17 protein-coding genes and 2 tRNA genes are annotated in these 18,713 nt (G+C 68.1%); 7 read left to right on the top strand and 12 right to left on the bottom strand.

All coding sequences use genetic code 11. The annotated features are described in order from the left end of the window. Positions 1–80 precede the first annotated feature (80 nt). Together Q1A87_RS00205 and Q1A87_RS00200 are read left to right on the top strand one after the other, a co-directional pair. Positions 81–863, top strand: coding sequence for an RNA methyltransferase (locus Q1A87_RS00205; RefSeq protein WP_299645841.1), 783 nt, complete (start codon positions 81–83; stop codon positions 861–863). Between the two features lie 185 nt (positions 864–1,048). After that, complete coding sequence (locus Q1A87_RS00200; RefSeq protein WP_299645839.1) at positions 1,049–1,480, top strand: CoA-binding protein; 432 nt, start codon at positions 1,049–1,051, stop codon at positions 1,478–1,480. A gap of 59 nt (positions 1,481–1,539) precedes the next feature. Here the strand turns inward: Q1A87_RS00200 and Q1A87_RS00195 are convergent, their stop codons facing one another. The 5 genes from Q1A87_RS00195 to hisA all read right to left on the bottom strand — a co-directional run bounded on the left by Q1A87_RS00195 (position 1,540) and on the right by hisA (position 4,996). After that, positions 1,540–2,682 carry a PRC-barrel domain-containing protein gene (locus Q1A87_RS00195; protein ID WP_299645837.1) on the bottom strand — a complete coding sequence of 381 codons (1,143 nt, stop codon included), beginning with the start codon at positions 2,680–2,682 and terminating at the stop codon, positions 1,540–1,542. 187 nt (positions 2,683–2,869) lie between these two features. Then, positions 2,870–3,208: a phosphoribosyl-ATP diphosphatase gene (locus tag Q1A87_RS00190; RefSeq protein ID WP_299645835.1), complete on the bottom strand. Its 339-nt coding sequence runs from the start codon at positions 3,206–3,208 to the stop codon at positions 2,870–2,872. 2 nt (positions 3,209–3,210) lie between these two features. Then, the gene (gene hisF / locus Q1A87_RS00185) at positions 3,211–3,972 is read right to left on the bottom strand and encodes an imidazole glycerol phosphate synthase subunit HisF (protein WP_299645833.1); all 762 of its coding nucleotides are present in this window, start codon (positions 3,970–3,972) and stop codon (positions 3,211–3,213) included. Positions 3,973–4,034: 62 nt separating this feature from the next. After that, positions 4,035–4,277, bottom strand: coding sequence for a hypothetical protein (locus Q1A87_RS00180; RefSeq protein WP_299645831.1), 243 nt, complete (start codon positions 4,275–4,277; stop codon positions 4,035–4,037). After that, positions 4,274–4,996 (bottom strand): 1-(5-phosphoribosyl)-5-[(5-phosphoribosylamino)methylideneamino]imidazole-4-carboxamide isomerase, encoded by a 723-nt coding sequence (hisA, locus tag Q1A87_RS00175; RefSeq protein WP_299645829.1) that lies wholly within the window; start codon positions 4,994–4,996, stop codon positions 4,274–4,276. Before hisA ends, Q1A87_RS00180 begins: the two co-directional genes overlap by 4 nt. A 109-nt stretch (positions 4,997–5,105) precedes the next feature. Here hisA and Q1A87_RS00170 point away from each other — a divergent pair, with 109 nt between their 5' ends. Then, entirely contained in the window at positions 5,106–5,495 is a 390-nt protein-coding gene (locus tag Q1A87_RS00170) for a DUF2147 domain-containing protein (protein ID WP_363322933.1), read from the top strand. A 2-nt stretch (positions 5,496–5,497) separates the two neighbouring features. Here Q1A87_RS00170 and hisH read toward each other — a convergent pair whose 3' ends face one another. The 6 genes from hisH to Q1A87_RS00140 form a co-directional block, all read right to left on the bottom strand. Beyond that, on the bottom strand, positions 5,498–6,136 hold the full coding sequence (gene hisH, locus Q1A87_RS00165) for an imidazole glycerol phosphate synthase subunit HisH (RefSeq protein WP_299645827.1): 639 nt from the start codon (positions 6,134–6,136) through the stop codon (positions 5,498–5,500). 2 nt (positions 6,137–6,138) lie between these two features. Further along, positions 6,139–6,726 carry an imidazoleglycerol-phosphate dehydratase HisB gene (gene hisB / locus Q1A87_RS00160; protein ID WP_299645825.1) on the bottom strand — a complete coding sequence of 196 codons (588 nt, stop codon included), beginning with the start codon at positions 6,724–6,726 and terminating at the stop codon, positions 6,139–6,141. 118 nt (positions 6,727–6,844) lie between these two features. Beyond that, positions 6,845–6,919 (bottom strand) — tRNA-Gly (locus tag Q1A87_RS00155). A 20-nt stretch (positions 6,920–6,939) separates the two neighbouring features. Further along, a tRNA-Gly gene (locus Q1A87_RS00150) sits at positions 6,940–7,014 on the bottom strand. Between the two features lie 144 nt (positions 7,015–7,158). Beyond that, on the bottom strand, positions 7,159–10,602 hold the full coding sequence (locus tag Q1A87_RS00145) for a pyruvate carboxylase (protein WP_299645823.1): 3,444 nt from the start codon (positions 10,600–10,602) through the stop codon (positions 7,159–7,161). A gap of 91 nt (positions 10,603–10,693) precedes the next feature. Further along, positions 10,694–11,998: a DUF2254 family protein gene (locus tag Q1A87_RS00140; protein WP_299645821.1), complete on the bottom strand. Its 1,305-nt coding sequence runs from the start codon at positions 11,996–11,998 to the stop codon at positions 10,694–10,696. A gap of 183 nt (positions 11,999–12,181) precedes the next feature. On the opposite strand from Q1A87_RS00140, the gene Q1A87_RS00135 reads away from it, so the two are divergent. Next, the gene (locus Q1A87_RS00135) at positions 12,182–14,596 is read left to right on the top strand and encodes a UvrD-helicase domain-containing protein (protein WP_299645819.1); all 2,415 of its coding nucleotides are present in this window, start codon (positions 12,182–12,184) and stop codon (positions 14,594–14,596) included. 64 nt (positions 14,597–14,660) lie between these two features. Continuing rightward, on the top strand, positions 14,661–15,176 hold the full coding sequence (locus Q1A87_RS00130) for a hypothetical protein (protein ID WP_299645817.1): 516 nt from the start codon (positions 14,661–14,663) through the stop codon (positions 15,174–15,176). Positions 15,177–15,581: 405 nt separating this feature from the next. Here the strand turns inward: Q1A87_RS00130 and Q1A87_RS00125 are convergent, their stop codons facing one another. Then, complete coding sequence (locus tag Q1A87_RS00125; RefSeq protein ID WP_299645815.1) at positions 15,582–15,803, bottom strand: DUF1127 domain-containing protein; 222 nt, start codon at positions 15,801–15,803, stop codon at positions 15,582–15,584. A gap of 201 nt (positions 15,804–16,004) precedes the next feature. On the opposite strand from Q1A87_RS00125, the gene Q1A87_RS00120 reads away from it, so the two are divergent. Both Q1A87_RS00120 and Q1A87_RS00115 read left to right on the top strand, forming a co-directional pair. Beyond that, entirely contained in the window at positions 16,005–17,198 is a 1,194-nt protein-coding gene (locus tag Q1A87_RS00120) for an MFS transporter (RefSeq protein ID WP_299645813.1), read from the top strand. 21 nt (positions 17,199–17,219) lie between these two features. Next, the gene (locus tag Q1A87_RS00115; RefSeq protein ID WP_299645811.1) at positions 17,220–18,299 is read left to right on the top strand and encodes an Mrp/NBP35 family ATP-binding protein; all 1,080 of its coding nucleotides are present in this window, start codon (positions 17,220–17,222) and stop codon (positions 18,297–18,299) included. Positions 18,300–18,713: the final 414 nt, after the last annotated feature.

Raw genomic sequence — 18,713 nt, 5'->3', positions numbered from 1 at the left:
CGCCGGTCCCGGTGGGGTCAAGCGGTGTTGTGGCGCCTGCCTCGAGCGGCGATAAGCACTGGAAACGGGCGGGGGATCGCATGACGGAAAAGCCGAAATGGGTCGTCGCGAAAGAGCAGGCGCGGCGGGCCGGGGCGCGCGAGACTGTCTGGCTGTTCGGGCTGCACGCCGTACGGGACGCGCTGGCGAACCCGATGCGCGACAGGTTGCGTCTCGTCCTCACGAAGAATGCGGCCGACCGGCTCGGCGCGGCGGTACCCGAATCGGGCATGACGGCGGAGATCGTCGATCCGCGTAAGTTTCCCGCCCCGCTCGACCCCGGCTCCGTCCATCAGGGCGCGGCGCTGGAGGTCCGGCCACTCGACTGGGGCCGGCTGGAGGATCTCGCCCGGCCGGGCGGCGGAGCGCCCTTGCTCGTGCTGCTCGACCGGGTGACCGATCCGCACAATGCCGGCGCGATCCTGCGGTCGGCGGAGGTGTTCGGCGCCCGCGCGGTGATCGCGCCGGCCCGTCATTCCGCGCCGGAGACCGGAGCGCTGGCCAAGACCGCCTCCGGGGCGCTCGAACGGCAGCCCTATCTCCGCGTCGGCAATCTCGGCGATGCGATGGAGAAACTGGCGGGCCTCGGCTATACGCTCGTCGGCCTCGACGGGATCGGGGAGGAGACGCTCGCCGATGCCGCTCCGAGCCTCGCAACGAGTCCCACGGCCATCGTGCTCGGGGCGGAAGGGCCGGGACTGCGCGAACGGACGCGGTCGCTCTGCCACCGGATTCTGCGCATCGATGCCGCCGGATCATTCGGATCGCTCAATGTGTCGAACGCGGCGGCGGTTGCGCTTTTCGCTTTGTCAACAGGACGTTGAGGATATCTCCGCGACGACATGGAAAAAATCGTGCCCGGCGGGAACTCTTTCCTTGCAAGTCTGTTATCACTGTGTCTGAGGAAGGCGAAATTGGAACTTTCGTACTTCTGTTCACTGTCCCTCGTTCCATACCTCGGGCCCGCGTCGTCATCGCCGCGGGTCCTTTTTCGTCTTACAGTAATTCGATGACATATCCATCCGACGAGACCCTACGCGACCTGCTGACGAGCACCCGTCGCTTCGCCTGTCTCGGCGCATCCGCGAACCCCGGGCGGCCGAGCCACTACGTGTCGCAATACCTGATCGCGCAAGGTTATGACGTCGTTCCGGTCAATCCGGGTCTGGCGGGACAGGAGGTCTTCGGTGCGCCGGCGGTCGCCTCGCTCGCGCAGATCGAGGGTCCGATCGACGTGCTCGACGTCTTCCGGCGATCCGAGGCCGTGCCGGGGCTGGTTCGGGAGGCGCTACGTGATCTGCCGGGGCTTCGTTGCGTGTGGCTGCAGCTTGGGGTGATCTCGGACGAAGCGGCAGAGATGTGCGACGACGCGGGGGTTGTGTTCGTGCAGGACCGTTGCACCAAGATCGAGCACGCCCGGCTGATCGGCGCATCGGCCTGACCGGACAAGAAAAGGCCCGCCGTGATCGGCGGGCCTTTCCTGCAAATGGATCGGACGCGTCAGCCCTCGTACTCGGGGAGGGACTCGAGCTGCTCCTCGGTCGCATCGATATAGATGCGCATGTCGTTGTCGCCCTGCAGGATTTGCAGGTTGTCGAACGGAACTTCCACCTGCTTCTCGCCGAGGCCGAGGAAACCGCCCACATCAACGATCGCGTTGTCGAGCTTGCCGTCGTCGCTCATCAGCAGTTCGCCGATCTCGCCCACGCGCTCGTCATCCGGTCCGTAAACGGCCGCGCCAGTTACGTCGTCGGCGGTCAGCTGGTCGTAGCCGACCGACTGATAGCCTTCGCGTTCCATCATCGGCGCCGGCATCAGACCGGCCGTGCCCGTCATCGCCGCGTCGCCCTCGGGCGCCATCGTGGCATCGCCCTCGGCCATGTCGGTCTCGCCTTCGGTCAACTCGGCCGCCGCGTTGTCCATCGTGGCTTCGGCCTCGTTGCCGGCTTCGGCCAGCTCCGCCCCGGCATTCTCCACCGCGTTTTCGGCTTCGTTGCCCGCTTCGGCGAGTTCGGTCTCGGCGTTCTGCATCGCGTCTTCGGTTTCGGTCTCAGCCGTGTTTACGGCGTCCCGGGCTTCCTCGGGCTCCATCCCGTCGGCGATCAGCGCGGATTCCTCCGGGTCCATGTTCGGATCGGCGTTGTCGCCTGTCATCAGCGTCGAACCGGCTTGCGTGTCCATGCCGGTGCCCTGCGTCGCGTTCATCGCGCCGGTCTCGAGGCCGCTGCCGCTCATCGGGTCCTGGAACTCGGGCGCGTTCTCGAGATCCGCCTGGCTGCCCTGCATGACGATGAAGAACTCGCTCGCCTCCGCACCATCGGAGACGAACTGGAGGTCGTCCATGTTCACGGCCACGGTGCGCTCGCCAATGCCGAGGAAACCACCGATATCGATGAGGACGGCGTCGATCTCACCGGAATTGCTGAGAATGATGTCGGAGATCTCACCGACGTCGTTCCAGTCCTGGCCCTGCCCGGCCATGGTGTCGACCTCGGTCTCGGAAACGTAGAGGCGCGACCCCATCAGATCGGACCCCCGGGTGGAGTCCCCCTCGATAGAGGAGACGAACGGGCCTGTCTCCTGCGCGATGGCGGGGACGGCGAGGGCCAATGCGACGGCTGTAGACGCGAAAAGCGTTTTCATCGTACATTCCTTTCGTTGCTGCGGTGACCTGTTTGCAGGCTGGTCATCGAGGTAACCCGCAGGGCGGCGGGAAGGTTCCGGGACCGGAACGCCGTCTTGCGTGTCCCGTCGAAACGTGCATGGCGGCACGGACCATACGGCTCCGAAGTGGATTGCGTGGATTTGCGCGGATAGCCCGACGCGCGCGCTATCCAGCCGGATCAGTGGGTTGCGCCGTCGCGCGGGCAGACCGTTCCTCGAGGCCGGACTGGCCCTGCCGGCGTCCGAGCTCCGCCAGGACGTCGGCCAGGTCGACGCCCCCGGCGGCCAGCATGACGCAGAAATGGTAGAGGACGTCGGCCCCTTCACGCGTCAGGGCTTCGCGATCGCCCCTTGCCGCCTCGATGATCGCTTCAATGGCCTCCTCGCCGAACTTTTCGGCACATTTTGCAGGGCCCCTGTCCAGCAGCTTCGCCGTCCAGCTTTCGTTCGGATCGGCGTCGCGGCGGGCGACGATGGTGTTCCAGAGGGCGTCGAGCGCGTGCATGGTCACTCCATCCGCATGGGGATGCCGGCCGCGGCCATGTGGGCCTTCGCCTCGGCGATCGTGTGGGTGCCGAAATGGAAGATCGAGGCGGCGAGGACGGCGGAGGCTCGGCCTTCCGTCACACCGGCCACGAGATGGTCGAGCGTCCCCACGCCGCCCGAGGCGATTACCGGGATCGGCACGGCATCGGCCACGGCGCGGGTCAGCGGCAGGTTGAACCCCGCCTTCGTCCCGTCGCGGTCCATCGAGGTGAGCAGGATCTCGCCCGCGCCGCGCTGCGCCGCCAACCGCGCGAAGGCGACGGCGTCGATGCCGGTTTCCCGCCGGCCGCCATGGGTGAAGATTTCCCACTTGTTCGGCGCGACCGTCCGGGCGTCGATGGCGCAGACGATGCATTGGCTGCCGAACCGGTCCGCCGCCCGGGCCAGCACGTCCGGGTCGGCCACGGCGGCGGAATTGAAGCTGACCTTGTCGGCCCCCGCGAGCAGCAGGTCGCGCACGTCCTCCACGGTCCGCACGCCGCCGCCGATGGTCAGCGGCATGAAGCACGCCTCGGCCGTCCGGGTGACGAGGTCGTACATCGTGCCGCGGTTCTCGTGGGTGGCATGGATGTCGAGGAAGCAGAGTTCGTCCGCGCCGGCCGCGTCGTAGGCGCGCGCGGATTCGACGGGATCGCCCGCGTCGCGCAGATCGACGAAGTTCACGCCCTTGACCACACGACCGTCGGCCACGTCGAGACAGGGGATGATGCGGGTCTTCAGCATGGCGGGGGTTTGGCCGGGATTGGCGGGCGGGGCAAGGGCGACGCGGCCGGACCTGCGCCGTCCTAGCCGCGGATCACCCGCAGGATCGCCGCCGCCAAGAGCCAGGCCCCTCCGAGCAGCAGGAGCCCGCGCGCCAGCAGCGTCAGATGTGCGAGCGCGAAGCGCGCGGGCACGGAGACGATGCAGACGATCAGGTCGATCGTCCGGGTGCAGTCCAATGCGCCCAGGGACCATTCGAACCAGAGATCGAGGAGGAGGAATGCGAGGCCGAGGGCAACGAGGATCGCGGGGTAACGAAGCTTCACGCCGCCTTCAGCGCGGCGAGGGCCGCCCCGAGGTCGATCGCCCCGTCGTAGAGCGCCCGCCCGGAGATCGCCCCGGCGATGGAGCCGGTCGCCTTGAGCCGTTCCAGATCGGCCAGCGAGGACACGCCGCCCGACGCGATCACCGGAATCGAGACTGCCTCGGCCAGCGCCTGCGTCGCCTCGACGTTCGGGCCGCCCATCGCGCCGTCGCGGTCGATATCGGTATAGACGATTGCCGCCACGCCGGCATCCTCGTACCGGCGGGCGAGGTCGGGGGCCATCACGTCCGTCTCCGATGCCCAGCCGCGCGTCGCCACCCAGCCGCCGCGCGCGTCGATGCCGACGGCAACCTGTCCGGGGAAGGCGGCCGCCGCCTGTCGCACGAGGTCCGGATCCTCGACCGCCGCGGTCCCGAGGATCACCCGGGCGAGCCCCTTCGCCAGCCACGCCTCGATCGTCGCCATGTCGCGGATGCCACCGCCGAGCTGCGCCGGAACGTCGATTGCCGCGAGGATCTCCTCGACTGCGGCGGCGTTCACCGGCTGGCCGGCGAAGGCCCCGTTCAGGTCGACGAGGTGGACCCATTCGCAGCCCGCGTCCTGAAAGATGCGTGCCTGCGCCGCCGGGTTGTCGTTGAAGATCGTCGCGCTCTCCATTTCGCCGTGCAGCAGGCGCACGGCCTGTCCGTCCTTCAGGTCGATGGCGGGGTAGAGGATCATGTCGGCGCTCCTGTCTTGCGCGGGCTCAATGCCCGACCTGCACCGGATGGGAAAGACCGTCGCGCCGGGCTAGGATCGTCTTGCAGGTCAGCCATGCCCGGAGATCGTCTTGACGAACCGCATCCTTCTCGCCCTCGCCGTCATGCTGGCGCTCGCCGCCCCGGCGGCGGCGGACCCGATCGAGGGTACGTGGCAGACGGAGCGCGACGGCGGCAGCTACGCCCATGTCGAGATCGCCCCCTGCGGCCACGCCTATTGCGGCGTCCTGGTGCGGACGTTCAACGAGACCGGCGAATACCGCGCGCCGGGGCTGGGCCAGCAGATCGTTCGCGACATGGTTCCACAGGGCAGCGGGCGATACGAAGGCCGCGTGTGGCGGCCGACGAACGACAAGGTCTATTCCGGACGGATCACGGTCGAGGGCGACCGGATGGCGCTGCGCGGCTGCATCGTCGGCGGCCTGATCTGCGCAAGCCAGACCTGGGTCCGAATCGACTGAGCTCAGGGCGCCCAGCGGAGGAAGTTCGCGATGAGGCGCAAGCCCGTCCGCTGACTCTTCTCCGGGTGAAACTGCGTGCCGACGACGTTGCCGCGCGCGACGATGGCGGTCACGTCGCCGCCGTATTCGACATGAGCGAGCCGGTCGGACGGAGTGTCGACAATCATCTGGTAGGAATGGACGAAATAGGCGTGGTCGCCGGTCGCGACCCCGTCGAGCACCGGATGCGCCTCGGTCACGACGAGGTCGTTCCAACCCATATGGGGCACTTTCAGGGCGGGATCGGACGGCACGATGCGCTCGACCGTTCCGGGCACCACGCCGAAGCCCGCGACCTCCTCGTATTCCCGCCCCGTGGTCGCCAGCATCTGCATGCCGACGCAGATGCCGAGGAAGGGCAGGGCGCGCGGGCCGATCGCCTCCAGCAGCGCCTCTTCCAGCCCGTCGAAGCCCTTGAGCCCCCGGCGGCAGGCCGGGAACGCGCCGTCGCCCGGCAGGACGACGCGGTCGGCCCGCGCCACGTCCTCGGGGCGGGAGGAGACGACGATCTCGCCGGCATCTTCCTCCCGCGCCATCCGCTCGAAGGCCTTCTGCGCGGAATGCAGGTTGCCGCTGTCGTAATCGACGAGAACGGTCCGCATGATCAGAGAGAGCCCTTGGTCGACGGGATCGCGTCCGACTTGCGCGGATCGGTCTCGAGCGCGTCGCGCAGGGCACGGGCGACGGCCTTGAACGCGGCCTCGGTGACGTGATGCGCGTTCACCCCGCGCAGGCCGTCTACGTGCAGCGTGATCCCTCCATGGGTTGCGAAGGCCTGGAAGAACTCGCGCACGAGCTCGGTGTCGAAGGTCTTGATCTGCGGCACCGTCAACTCGACGTGCCAGACGAGGTAGGGCCGCCCCGACAGGTCGAGCGCGGCGCGGACCAGCGCGTCGTCCATCGGCAGCAGGCAGGACCCGTAGCGGCGGATGCCGCGCTTGTCGCCCATCGCCTGCGTCAGGGCCTGACCGAGCGCGATCCCGGTATCCTCGACCGTATGGTGGTCGTCGACATGCAGGTCGCCGTCGCATCGCACCGTCATGTCGATCAGCGCATGGCGCGCGAGCTGGTCGAGCATGTGGTCGAAGAAGCCGACGCCCGTCTGGTTGTCGTAGGTGCCGGTCCCGTCGAGGTCGAGCGTGACCTCGATCCCGGTCTCGGCGGTCTTGCGGGCGACGGTGGCCGTGCGCATGGGATGGCTCCTCGGGGATCGTTCGCGGCTCCCTTAGCTTGACCTGCGAGGGCAGGAAAGGGCGCCAGAACGACGAAGGCCCCCGGCGGGAACGCGGAGGGCCTTTCATGAACCGGACTGGAGCGGGCGATGAGATTCGAACTCACGACCCTTACCTTGGCAAGGTAATGCTCTACCCCTGAGCTACGCCCGCACGCCAATCGGTCCGTTCGATGGAGCGGGCGATGAGATTCGAACTCACGACCCTTACCTTGGCAAGGTAATGCTCTACCCCTGAGCTACGCCCGCGCGCCATCGATGGCCGCGACTTAGCCAAGGCCCTGTCGCCCTGCAAGGGGAAAATCCCGGTACAGCCACGCGCTGCCGAGCTGCCCTCGGAGTCCCGGACGCAAGCCCCCCGTGGTGGCCGGCGCGCGGCCGGACCCGCCGCCCTCACGCTTCGTATTCCACGAGCAGGTCCTTCGCATCGATCTGGGTGCCCTGGGAAACGTGCACCGCCTTCAGCACCGTGTCCCGTTCGGCATGCAGGCCAGTCTCCATCTTCATCGCCTCGATGGTCAGTAGCAGGTCGCCCTTGCGCACCTTCGCCCCGGCCTGTGCCGCGACGGAGGCGACCACGCCCGGCATCGGCGCGCCGACATGGTCGGGATTGGCCATGTCGGCCTTCGGGCGCTTCGTCTGGGTTCCCGCGACCTTGCGATCGGCGATGCGGACGGTGCGCGGCTGGCCGTTCAGCTCGAAGAAGACGCGGACCTCACCGTCCTCGCCCGTCTCGGTGCGGGCGACGCAGCGGATCTCGAGCGTCTTGCCGGGGTCGATCTCCGCGTAGGTCTCGTCGCCCGGCTCCATCCCGTAGAAGAAGACCGGCGTCGTCAGTGCCCGGACGGGGCCGTAGACCTGATGGCGTTCAGCGTAGTCGGTGAAGACCTTGGGATACATCAGGTAGGCGTTCAGATCCTCGTCGTCGATCTCCTGATCGAGCTTCGCCGACACCTCGGCGCGCACCTCCTCCAGATCGATGGGCTTGAGGTGCTTGCCCGGCCGGTCGGTCAGCGGCGCCTCGCCCTTGAGGACCTTCTTCTGCAACGCCTCGGGCCAGCCGCCGGGGGGCTGCCCCAGATTGCCGCGCATCATGTCGATGACGGATTCCGGCCATGACACCTCGACCTTCGGGTCGAGCACCTGCGCCACGGTCAGGCCCTGGCTCACCATCATCAGCGCCATGTCGCCCACGACCTTCGAGGAGGGCGTGACCTTCACGATGTCGCCGAACATCCGGTTCACGTCGGCATACATCTGCGCGACCTCGTGCCAGCGCTCCTCCAGCCCCATCGAGCGCGCCTGCGCCTTGAGGTTGGTGAACTGCCCGCCGGGCATCTCGTGCAGGTAGACCTCCGAGGAGGGCGCCTGCAATCCGCTCTCGAAGGCGAGGTACTGGCCGCGCACCAGTTCCCAGTAATCCGACATCCGACGTACCGCGTCCTCGTCCAGACCGGGATCGCGCGGGTCGTCCTTCAGCGCGGCGAGGATGGTGCCGAAGGTCGCCTGGCTCGTGTTCCCCGAAAGCGCGTCCATCGCGACGTCGGCCGCGTCCACGCCGGCCTCGCTCGCGGCGAGGATCGTGGCGCAGGCGATGCCGGCCGTGTCGTGGGTGTGGAAATGGATCGGCAGGCTGATCTCGTCCTTGAGCGCGCGGAAGAGCTGTCGCGCGGCGGCGGGCTTCAAAAGACCCGCCATGTCCTTCACGCCCAGCACGTGGGCGCCCGCCGCCTCGAGTTCCTTGGCCATGCCGACATAGTACTTGAGGTCGTATTTCGCGCGGTCGGGGTCGAGCAGGTCGCCGGTATAGCAGACCGCCCCCTCGCAGACGCGGCCGGTCTCGATCACCGCGTCCATCGCGACGCGCATGTTCTCGACCCAGTTGAGCGGATCGAAGACGCGGAAGACGTCGACCCCGGTCTCGGCGGCCTGGTGCACGAAGCTGACGACCACGTTGTCGGGGTAGTTCGTGTAGCCCACGCCGTTCGACGCCCGCAAGAGCATCTGCGTCAGGAGGTTCGGCATCGCCGCCCGTAATTCGCGCAGGCGCTGCCACGGGCATTCCTGCAGAAAGCGGTAGGCCACGTCGAAGGTCGCGCCGCCCCAGCATTCGACGGAGAACAGCTCGGGCAGGTTCGCCGCATAGGCCGGCGCGGCGCGGACCATGTCGATGGAGCGCATCCGCGTGGCCAGAAGCGATTGGTGCCCGTCGCGCATCGTCGTGTCGGTCAGCAACAGCCGGTCCTGCGCCAGCATCCAGTCCGCGAGACCCTTGGCGCCTTCGCGGTCGAGGATCTGCTTGGTGCCGTCGGGCGGTGCATCGCGGCGCCGCTCGGGTGCGGTCGGCGCGCGCAGATCCGCGGGCGGGCGGGGGCGACCCGCCGTCTCCGGGTGCCCGTTCACCGAGATGTCGGCGATGTAGGTGAGGATCTTCGTCGCCCGGTCGCGCTGGACCGGGAAGTCGAAGAGCTCCGGCGTCTCGTCGATGAACTTGGTCGAATACTCGTAGTTCAGGAATTTCGGATGATGCAGCAGGTTCACGACGAACGGGATGTTGGTCGACACGCCGCGGATGCGGAACTCGCGCAGCGCCCGGTCCATCCGCTTGATCGCGGCTTCCGGCGTGCGCGCCCAGGCGGTGACCTTGGTCAGGAGCGAATCGTAGTACCGGGTGATGACGGCGCCGGAATAGGCGGTGCCGCCGTCGAGGCGGATGCCCATGCCGGTGGCGGAGCGGTAGGTGGTGATGCGACCGTAATCGGGAATGAAGTTGTTCTGCGGGTCCTCGGTCGTGACCCGGCACTGCACCGCGTGGCCGTCGAGCTGAACGTCGTATTGCGAGGCGATCCCGGTGGCCTCGGTCAGCGACTTGCCCTCGGCGATAAGGATCTGGGCGCGCACGATGTCGATGCCGGTGACCTCCTCGGTCACGGTATGCTCGACCTGCACGCGGGGGTTCACCTCGATGAAGAAGAACTCGCCCGAATCCATATCCATCAGGAACTCGACCGTGCCCGCGCATTCGTAGGAGACGTGCTCGCAGATCTTCTTGCCGAGCGCGCAGACCTGCTCGCGCTGCGTCTCCGACAGGTAGGGGGCGGGCGCGCGCTCCACGACCTTCTGGTTGCGCCGCTGCACCGAGCAGTCGCGCTCGTAGAGGTGGTAGATGTTGCCCTCGCTGTCGCCGAGGATCTGCACCTCCACGTGACGGGCGCGGGTGATCATCTTCTCGAGATAGCCCTCGCCGTTGCCGAAGGCGGCCTCGGCCTCGCGCCGCCCCTCGAGCACCTTCTCGGGAAGCTCGTCCTCCGACGCGATCGGTCGCATGCCGCGCCCGCCGCCGCCCCAGCTCGCCTTCAGCATCAGCGGGTAGCCGATTTCCGCGGCCTCCGCCCGGATCGCGTCCATGTCGTCGCCGAGCACCTCGGTCGCGGGGATGACCGGGACGCCCGCCTCCACCGCGACGCGGCGCGCGCTGGCCTTGTCGCCCAGGGCGCGCATCGTGTCAGCCTTCGGGCCGATGAAGGTGATCCCTGCGGCGGCGCAGGCATCCACGAAGCCAGGGTTCTCCGACAGAAGGCCGTAGCCCGGATGGATGGCGTCGGCGCCGCAGGCCTTCGCGACGCGGATGATCTCCTCGATCGAAAGATAGGCCGCGACCGGACCCATCCCCTCACCGATCCGGTAGGCCTCGTCCGCCTTGAAGCGGTGGAGGCTCAGCTTGTCCTCCTCGGCGTAGACGGCGACCGTCCGCTTGCCCATCTCGTTGGCCGCGCGCATGACGCGGATGGCGATCTCGCCCCGGTTGGCGATGAGAATCTTTTCGAAATCGGCCATGCGCGGTCCTTCCGTCTGGTTCACCGGATACCCGGTCGCAAGGAGACGCTAACCCTCACGCTGCAACGCGGCAATACCTCCCGAAGGCGCGCTATTCGGCGGCCAGATTCGTCGAGACGAGGGGCGGATCACCCCGCCGCGCCGCGTCGAACGCACCTTCGACCGCCGCACGCTCGTAGTCGGTCGCGTCTTCGGCAAGACCGGTCATGACCTCTTCGATCATCTCCGAGAGCTGGGCGCGGTCGATCGCGTGCTGCGCCCGGCGATAGGCAGCGGAATAGGCAGAGACGAGGCGCCGGGCGACGAAGGGATGCGGCCGGGCCGCGCGGTGGAAGACCGACAGGTAGAGGCGGGACTGCGCGATCACCCCGCATTCGGGGACGTGCAACCGCGCTTCGCCATGATCGTCCGTGAACCAGCCCTCGGGCCCGGCCTCTCCGCGCAACCGCGTCGACAGGCCATGTCCGATCCAGTCCGCGCAGGTCGCGGCGGTTTCGTGGTCGTTCACCGACGGGGAGAGGGCACGGGCCGCGATCTCGACGAGGAGCGAAAGCGAGAATGGCCCCTGCGGCCGGTCGCTTCGGTAATCGGCGATCTCGCCCGTCTTGCGGAACGCCGCCTGCATCATGCCATCGTCGCCCCAGAAATGTACGAGCGGATCGCCTTCGACGATATAGGCCCCGTCGGGGATGCGGATCGCCATCCGTCCGCCGGCCGACCGTGCCGCCGCGATCAGGGCATCGCGGCGGAACCCCCCGAGATAGCCGGACGCCCAAGCCCGCAGGACGGTTTCGGGCTCCGCGTCCGGATCGGGCCCGGCGGTCAGGCCCCAATCCTGCCGGTCGTGCCCGAAGGTTCGGCCGAGACCCACGATGGAGGTGTCGATATGCGCCGTCCGCGCCAGCCGGTGATAGCCGAAGCCGAGCCAGCCGAGCGCGAGGATCGTCAGCAGGAAATCCGTCAGGACCAGTCCACGCGGGACCGGCACGCCCGGGTTGACGAAGATCCGGCCCGCGAGGCTGTAGGCGACGAGGGCGGTCCATTGCACCAGGGTCGCGCGGATCTCGATCCGGGCGATCCAGCGCTCGATCAGGCGGGAGCCGAGCGAGGAGGCGGCCAGCGTGAGCACGAGGAGCGTGATCGAGATGTAGAGCGTCAGGACGGCGACCTGCACGCTGAGAAGCGCGTCGAGATGGTTCTCGGCCGCCTGCTCGCCGAAATCGAACGGGCTTCCGAAGGCCGCGATCAACGCCGCGAGGCCCCGTTCGTCGAGAACCCCGATCCCGAGCGCCAGCAGCACGGCCAGGATCGTCGCGACGAGCATCGGCACCCAGATCCCCGAGAGCAGACGGTTGAGAAGAAGGGAGCCGGTCGCCCGAATTCCGTCCTGTATCATCGCGGGAGGTCTTTCACGGAGCGGAGATGCCCAGCGGAACAGGGTTTCCGCCGATTCTGTTCCGGTTCTCTGCCCATGCGGCGGCATGTCGCTCCGACAGGGGACTTCCCCGGGACGAAGGCGCGAACGCAAGGCGAACACGGGGTTCCGTTCCGCGGCCCGGCATCCTATCCTTGGTTAATGATGCACGATGATTCCGACGCGATGGAAGCCGCCAGCCTGTCCACCCGCGCCATGGCCGCCCGGCCCGCGCCCTATCTCGGCGGGCTGAACCCGGCGCAGCTCAAGGCGGTCGAGACGCTCGACGGTCCCGTCCTGATGCTCGCCGGCGCCGGCACCGGCAAGACGCGGGCCCTGACCGCCCGGATCGCGCACCTGATGGCGCAGGGCCGGGCCCGGCCGAACGAGATCCTGGCCGTCACCTTCACCAACAAGGCCGCCCGCGAGATGCGCGAGCGGGTCGGCGCGATGATGGGTGAGGTGGCCGAGGGGATGCCGTGGCTCGGCACGTTCCACTCGATCTGCGTCAAGCTCCTGCGCCGCCACGCGGAGCTCGTCGGCCGGGAGGTCGTGCAGGGGGGCGACCCGCGCGAACTCCATCTGCGTTCGAACTTCACGATTCTCGATACCGACGACCAGAACCGCCTGCTGAAGCAACTGATCGTCGCCGCGAATATCGACGAGAAGCGCTGGCCGCCGCGAATGCTGGGCGGCATCCTCGACAACTGGAAGAACCGCGCGTGGACGCCCGACAAGGTGCCCGCGCACGAGGCGCAGGCCTTCGACGGCAAGGGCGTCGCGCTCTACCGCGCCTATCAGGACCGTCTGCTCACGCTGAACGCGGTCGATTTCGGCGACCTGCTGTTGCACGTCATTGACATCTTCCAGCGGCACGAGGACGTGCTGGCGCAGTACCGCCGCTGGTTCCGCTACATCCTCGTGGACGAGTATCAGGACACCAACGTCGCGCAGTATCTCTGGCTCCGGCTCCTCGCCGGCGGGCATCGGAACATCTGCTGCGTGGGCGACGACGACCAGTCGATCTACGGCTGGCGCGGGGCCGAGGTGGGCAACATCCTGCGCTTCGAGAAGGATTTCGAGGGGGCGGAGATCATCCGGCTGGAGCAGAACTACCGCTCCACCCCGCATATCCTCGCCGCTGCGTCCGGTGTGATCGCCGGGAACAAGGGCCGGCTCGGCAAGACGCTCTGGACCGAGGCCGAGGAGGGCGAGCGCGTCCGGCTCATCGGCCACTGGGACGGCGACGAGGAGGCGCGGTGGATCGGCGAGGAAGCCGAGGCGATGACCCATGGCACGCGCGGCATGGCGCCGTTCACGCTCGACGACATGGCGATCCTCGTACGCGCGACGCACCAGATGCGCGCCTTCGAGGACCGGTTCCTGACCATCGGCTTGCCCTACCGCGTGATCGGCGGTCCGCGCTTCTACGAACGGCTCGAGATCCGCGATGCGATGGCCTATTTCCGCCTCGTCGTCAGCCCCGACGACGACCTCGCCTTCGAGCGGATCGTCAACACGCCGAAGCGGGGTCTGGGCGACAAGGCGCAGCAGAACATCCAGGTCATGGCCCGCTCGAACGGCGTCTCTTTGGTGGAGGGCGCGCGGCTCTGCGTTCGCACGAAGACGATCGGCGGACGGGGCGGGGCGGCTCTGGGCGAACTCGTCGACGGGCTCGACCGCTGGCGCGCGGAAATGCTCGACGGACGCGACCACATCCGGTTGGCCGAGGAGATCCTCGACGAATCGGGCTATACCGGGTTCTGGCAGAACGAGAAGACGCCCGAGGCGCCGGGCCGGCTCGAGAACCTTAAGGAACTCGTCAAGGCGCTGGAGGGGTTTGAGAACCTCCAGGGCTTCCTCGAACACGTCTCGCTGATCATGGACAACGAGAGCGAGGCCGAGGAACCGAAGATCACGCTGATGACGCTTCACGGCGCCAAGGGGCTCGAGTTTCCGGCCGTGTTCCTGCCCGGCTGGGAGGACGGCCTGTTCCCGTCGCAGCGCGCGATGGACGAGACCGGCGTGAAGGGTCTCGAGGAGGAGCGGCGGCTCGCTTACGTCGGCATCACCCGCGCCGAACGCGTCGCCACGATCAGCTTCGCCGCCAACCGCCGCGTCTACGGTCAGTGGCAATCCGCGCTGCCCTCGCGCTTCATCGACGAATTGCCGGTCGAGCATGTCGAAGTGCTGACGCCCCCCGGTCTTTACGGTGGCGGCTTCGGCGCGACGGGGATGGCCGCGGCGCAGCAGGCCGGCATGGCGGGCGGTGTCGAATCCACGATGCCCGAGAAGGCGGCCTCGGCCGACGTCTACAACTCGCCCGGCTGGCGGCGATTGCAGGCCAACGCCACCCGACCGATCCGGCAGCCGGCGGAGGCCAAGAACCTCGTCATCGACGCGACCGCCGTTAGCGCCTTCGGCGCGGGCGAGCGGGTGTTCCATGCCAAGTTCGGCTACGGCGAGGTCTTGGGGGTGGAGGGCGACAAGCTCGAGGTCGCCTTCGACAAGGCCGGCACCAAGAAGATCGTCGGTCGATTCCTGCTCCCGGCCGATCAGGCGGGGGACGTGCCGTTCTAGCGCGGGCGGGTCGTCGGCGCGGGCCGCATTTGGCGCGCTGGCGCGATGATGCGGACAGCATGACATGAGGAACATCCGGGCGCAGAGGCGCGCCGTCCGGCTCGGTATCTTCGCGGCATGGGTCGTCTCGGCCGCGTTCATCGCGGCCGGCGTCCTGTTCCAGGCCCGGACGGGGGCATTCTTCGGAACCCCTGCGCGCGCGGCCGCATTCGCCCTGTCCATGGCCGGCCTCGCTCTTGTCGCGGGGATCGGTCTGGCCGCGGCAATCCGTCATTTTCTCGGTCCGATTGATGGCGGAGGCCCGGCGGCCGGCACCCGTCTCGACCTGACGCTGCGCTATGTCACGAACACGACGGAGCAGACCCTGGCGTTCAGCCTAGCCGGGGTGGCCTGTCTTTTCGCCGACGAATCGCTTGCGCAACGACTTCTGCCGGTCATGGGCGTCTGGTTCGTGATCGCCCGCGCCGCGTTCTTCCTGGGCTATCGAATCCGTCCCGTTCTCCGGGCTTTCGGGTTCGCGGCGACATTCCATCCGACGATTGCCCTGCTCGCTGTCGTCCTGGCGCGACTCCTAGTCTAGCGGCCCGTCGACGCGTCTCTCGGAAACAAAAAAACGGCGATGCCCAAGGGAGGAAGGGCACCGCCGTCTCTTCTTTGGCGACCACCCCTAGGGAGGAGGTAGGGCGGTGCGCCGGTCCGACGTTCGCCAAGGGAGGAGAGGCGACCGTCGAAACCCTGACAGGAACGTCCGGACGACCGCCCGAGGTTCCCGAAAAATCTTCGAAGGGGGCCCGACGACGCCCAAGGGAGGAGAGGACGCCGCCGGTTCCTTCTGTGACCCTGGCCCCAAGGGAGGAGAGAAGCGAGGGTCTTATCCGGCCCCAAGGGAGGAGGAGAGGCCGGAATTTTATGCGGCGGTTGGATCAGGGAGGAGATCGCCGCCGCAATCCCCGAACCCGCGAGGGAGGACGCGGGCCAGGGTAACTCAGTGTCCGTAGGCCGCCTCCTGGGAGATGGTGCGGATGGAGGCGCGGCTGATGCCGAGATCCGCCAGATCGCGGTCCGACAACGCCGACAGTTCCTTGTAGGTGTTACGGTAGACGCGGCGCTTGGCCAGTTCCGCACGTACACCATCGAGACGAGCCGCGACGTTGCTGCGCAGCAGGGTGGCGAAATTGCCCGTCGTACCGTTGATTGCGTGTGCCATGTCGATTTCCTTTGTCCGGAGCCGTTCGCTCCAATGTCCTTCCGGCCCCATTGCCGGTCGGTGTGTTCGTTTCGTTGACTGGAACATGGCGCTGATGCTGCGCTTGCACAACGATCGATGTCTCAATGCTGCCATGCAGCAACTGCATGGCCGGCTTAAGTGCATTTTAACTTCCGGCTGCCCCGCCCTAGCTCTGCCGGCATGAGCGCGCTTTCCCATTCCGGCTTCCGGGCCTACTTCATCGCCGCGGTTCCCCTCACCCAGGCACTCTGGGCGCAACGGGTCACGCTGGGCTGGCTCGCCTGGCAGGTCTCGGGCTCGGCGCCGTTCGTGGGCCTGATCGCGGCGCTCGGGCTTGCGCCGATGATCCTGGCCGGGCCCGTCTTCGGCGTCCTGGTGGACCGGGCGGACATACGGCGCGCGCTGATCTTCACCTCCGGGACCATGTGCGCGTTGCTCGCGGGGACCGCCATGCTGGCCGGGGGACCGGGCCTCGGGAAACCGGCACTCGTCGTCGTCGCGCTGTCGATCGGGTCGGTCACCGCCGCGCACCATCCGGTGCGGATGTCGCTCGGTCCCCGGCTGGTGCCCAAGGCGGACGTGCCGAACGTGATTGCGCTCACGGCGCTGAACTTCAACCTGGCTCGGATGGTCGCCCCCGTTCTGACCGGGTTGGCTCTCGCCGCCTTCGGGCCGGTGGCGACCTTGTGGATGTCGTCGATCCTGTATCTCCCGATGCTCGTGGCGACGCGCTGGATGGACCCGCGGCCGCTTCCGGCAAGCCAGGGCCGAACCAGCGTCCGCGAGGGGATCGCCGAGGGCTTGCGCTACATCGCCACTCATCCCGTGGCGCGCGAGGCGATGATCCTGACCGGCGCGATCGCGATCCTCGTCAGGGGCTATCTGGAGTTGCTTCCGGTCATGGCCGAGGGCGTGCACGCCCGCGGCGCCGAGGGTCTGGGCGTGCTGACGGCCGCGGCGGGGTTCGGCGCGCTGGTCGCGGCGCTCGCCAAGGCGGCGGGCGTGGGGCAGGGCGGCATCGCACCGATCACCCGCCTGACGCTGGTGCTCGGCGTTCTCGCCGTCGCGCTGGTGGGGCTGTCGCACGAATGGTGGGCGGCGCTCGGCTGGACGGCGGTGCTGGGCTTCGCCTCCACGTTTTCGGGCGTCAGCCTGCAGGCGGCCGTGCAGGAGGAGTTGCCCGACGCGTTGCGCGGGCGCGTCATGTCGCTCTGGGTCGTCGTCGGCATCGGCGCGGTGGCGCTCGGTTCGGGGGTGCTCGGCTGGCTCGCCGGATTCTTTGGCCTGCCGCGCGTCCTTCTCGTCGGCGGGCTACTGGGCGCCGCGGTGACCGGGTGGCTGGCCTTGCCATCGCGCGGCAGGCGGGCCACGTAGCCCTCGAAGGAGGGCCATGCCATGACAGTCACCCGCGAGGACGTCACCCGGACCCTGTCGCAGATCGCCACCCCGGACGGCGGCGATCTGGTTTCGTCGGACATGATCCGGGCGCTGGTCGTCGATGGCGGCGACGTGCGCTTCGTGATCGAGGTGCCCTCCGCCGAGATCGCTCGCGTGTCCGAACCGCTTCGCGCCGCCGCCGAGGCCGCCGTCGCCCGCCTGCCGGGCGCCGCGCGCGTGCAGGCCGTGCTAACCGCGCCCACCTCCGAGAAGGCACCGCCCGCGCTCAAGGTCGGCGGCCACCCGAAGCCGCAGGACGGGCCGATGCGCGTGCCCGGCGTGGCGCGGGTGATCGCCATCGCGTCCGGCAAGGGCGGGGTCGGCAAGTCCACGGTCAGTTCGAACCTTGCCGTCGCGCTGGCCCGTCAGGGGCGCAAGGTCGGGCTTCTGGACGCCGACATCTACGGCCCGAGCCAGCCGCGGATGATGGGCGTGAGCCAGCGGCCCGCTTCGCCCGACGGCAAGCGCATCCTCCCGCTCGAGGCGCACGGCGTCACGATGATGTCGATCGGGCTCATGCTGCCGGAGGACAAGGCCGTGGTCTGGCGCGGCCCGATGCTCATGGGCGCGCTGCAGCAGATGCTTGGGCAGGTGGAATGGACCCATCATGCGGGCGGCCCGCTCGACGTGCTGATCGTGGATCTGCCGCCCGGCACCGGCGACGTGCAGCTCACGCTCTGCACGAAGGCCGTGGTCGACGGCGCCATCGTCGTCTCGACGCCGCAGGACGTCTCGCTTCTCGACGCGCGCAAGGCGCTCGACATGTTCGCGACGGTGAAGACGCCCGTCCTCGGCCTGATCGAGAACATGTCGCTGTTCCATTGTCCGGAATGCGGCCACGAGGCGCATATTTTCGGCCATGGCGGCGTCGCGACCGAGGCGAAGCGGCTCGGCCTGCCGTTCCTCGGCGCGCTGCCCATCGACCTCGACACGCGACTCGCGGGCGACGCGGGCCGGCCGGTCGCCGCCGGAACGGGTGCGATGGCGGACGCGTTCGCCGCGCTCGCACGAAAGATGATCGAGGACGGCCTCGCCTGAGCCAATGCGCCGGGCGCGCGTCGCGATTTTTCGATCGGCGGCTCTGGCGTCCGAGGCACGATCACGCCCCCGCATGCCCCGCGATGCCATGAAGCCGTCGAACGGGGCGCACTCGCGATACCGGCCCATCGGGGGATTCGGGTCGGTGATTACGACAGCGTCCTACGCGATCACGACCGGATCGCGGTCGCGTGATTCGACGACCAAGCGTCATGCGAACAAGGTGACTGGATTCATTGGGAATCCGGTCAGCAGTCGCATTTCAACCGTCTTGCGCGGGTCGAATCCGAGAGATTAAGATTCTGTAAACTGCTCCGTATTCGTGCAGGGACGAAACGTAAGCGTGGCCGAGGCGCGATACCGATCCGTCCTGAAGCTGACACAACATCTTGGGTCCACCCCGCGCACGAAGCC

It is taken from the genome of uncultured Jannaschia sp., from assembly GCF_947494055.1.
In the GTDB taxonomy this organism is placed as follows: domain Bacteria; phylum Pseudomonadota; class Alphaproteobacteria; order Rhodobacterales; family Rhodobacteraceae; genus Jannaschia.
This window is presented reverse-complemented; position numbering and strand designations above follow the sequence as displayed.

Coding starts and splice junctions, on each gene's coding strand:
- Q1A87_RS00130 (WP_299645817.1), top strand. CDS start 14,661: ATGAGGAACATCCGGGCGCAGAGGCGCGCCGTCCGGCTCGGTATCTTC.
- Q1A87_RS00205 (WP_299645841.1), top strand. CDS start 81: ATGACGGAAAAGCCGAAATGGGTCGTCGCGAAAGAGCAGGCGCGGCGG.
- Q1A87_RS00140 (WP_299645821.1), bottom strand. CDS start 11,998: ATGATACAGGACGGAATTCGGGCGACCGGCTCCCTTCTTCTCAACCGT.
- Q1A87_RS00115 (WP_299645811.1), top strand. CDS start 17,220: ATGACAGTCACCCGCGAGGACGTCACCCGGACCCTGTCGCAGATCGCC.
- Q1A87_RS00195 (WP_299645837.1), bottom strand. CDS start 2,682: ATGAAAACGCTTTTCGCGTCTACAGCCGTCGCATTGGCCCTCGCCGTC.
- hisH (WP_299645827.1), bottom strand. CDS start 6,136: ATGCGGACCGTTCTCGTCGATTACGACAGCGGCAACCTGCATTCCGCG.
- Q1A87_RS00190 (WP_299645835.1), bottom strand. CDS start 3,208: ATGCACGCGCTCGACGCCCTCTGGAACACCATCGTCGCCCGCCGCGAC.
- hisF (WP_299645833.1), bottom strand. CDS start 3,972: ATGCTGAAGACCCGCATCATCCCCTGTCTCGACGTGGCCGACGGTCGT.
- Q1A87_RS00200 (WP_299645839.1), top strand. CDS start 1,049: ATGACATATCCATCCGACGAGACCCTACGCGACCTGCTGACGAGCACC.
- Q1A87_RS00120 (WP_299645813.1), top strand. CDS start 16,005: ATGAGCGCGCTTTCCCATTCCGGCTTCCGGGCCTACTTCATCGCCGCG.
- Q1A87_RS00135 (WP_299645819.1), top strand. CDS start 12,182: ATGCACGATGATTCCGACGCGATGGAAGCCGCCAGCCTGTCCACCCGC.
- hisA (WP_299645829.1), bottom strand. CDS start 4,996: ATGATCCTCTACCCCGCCATCGACCTGAAGGACGGACAGGCCGTGCGC.
- Q1A87_RS00145 (WP_299645823.1), bottom strand. CDS start 10,602: ATGGCCGATTTCGAAAAGATTCTCATCGCCAACCGGGGCGAGATCGCC.
- hisB (WP_299645825.1), bottom strand. CDS start 6,726: ATGCGCACGGCCACCGTCGCCCGCAAGACCGCCGAGACCGGGATCGAG.
- Q1A87_RS00125 (WP_299645815.1), bottom strand. CDS start 15,803: ATGGCACACGCAATCAACGGTACGACGGGCAATTTCGCCACCCTGCTG.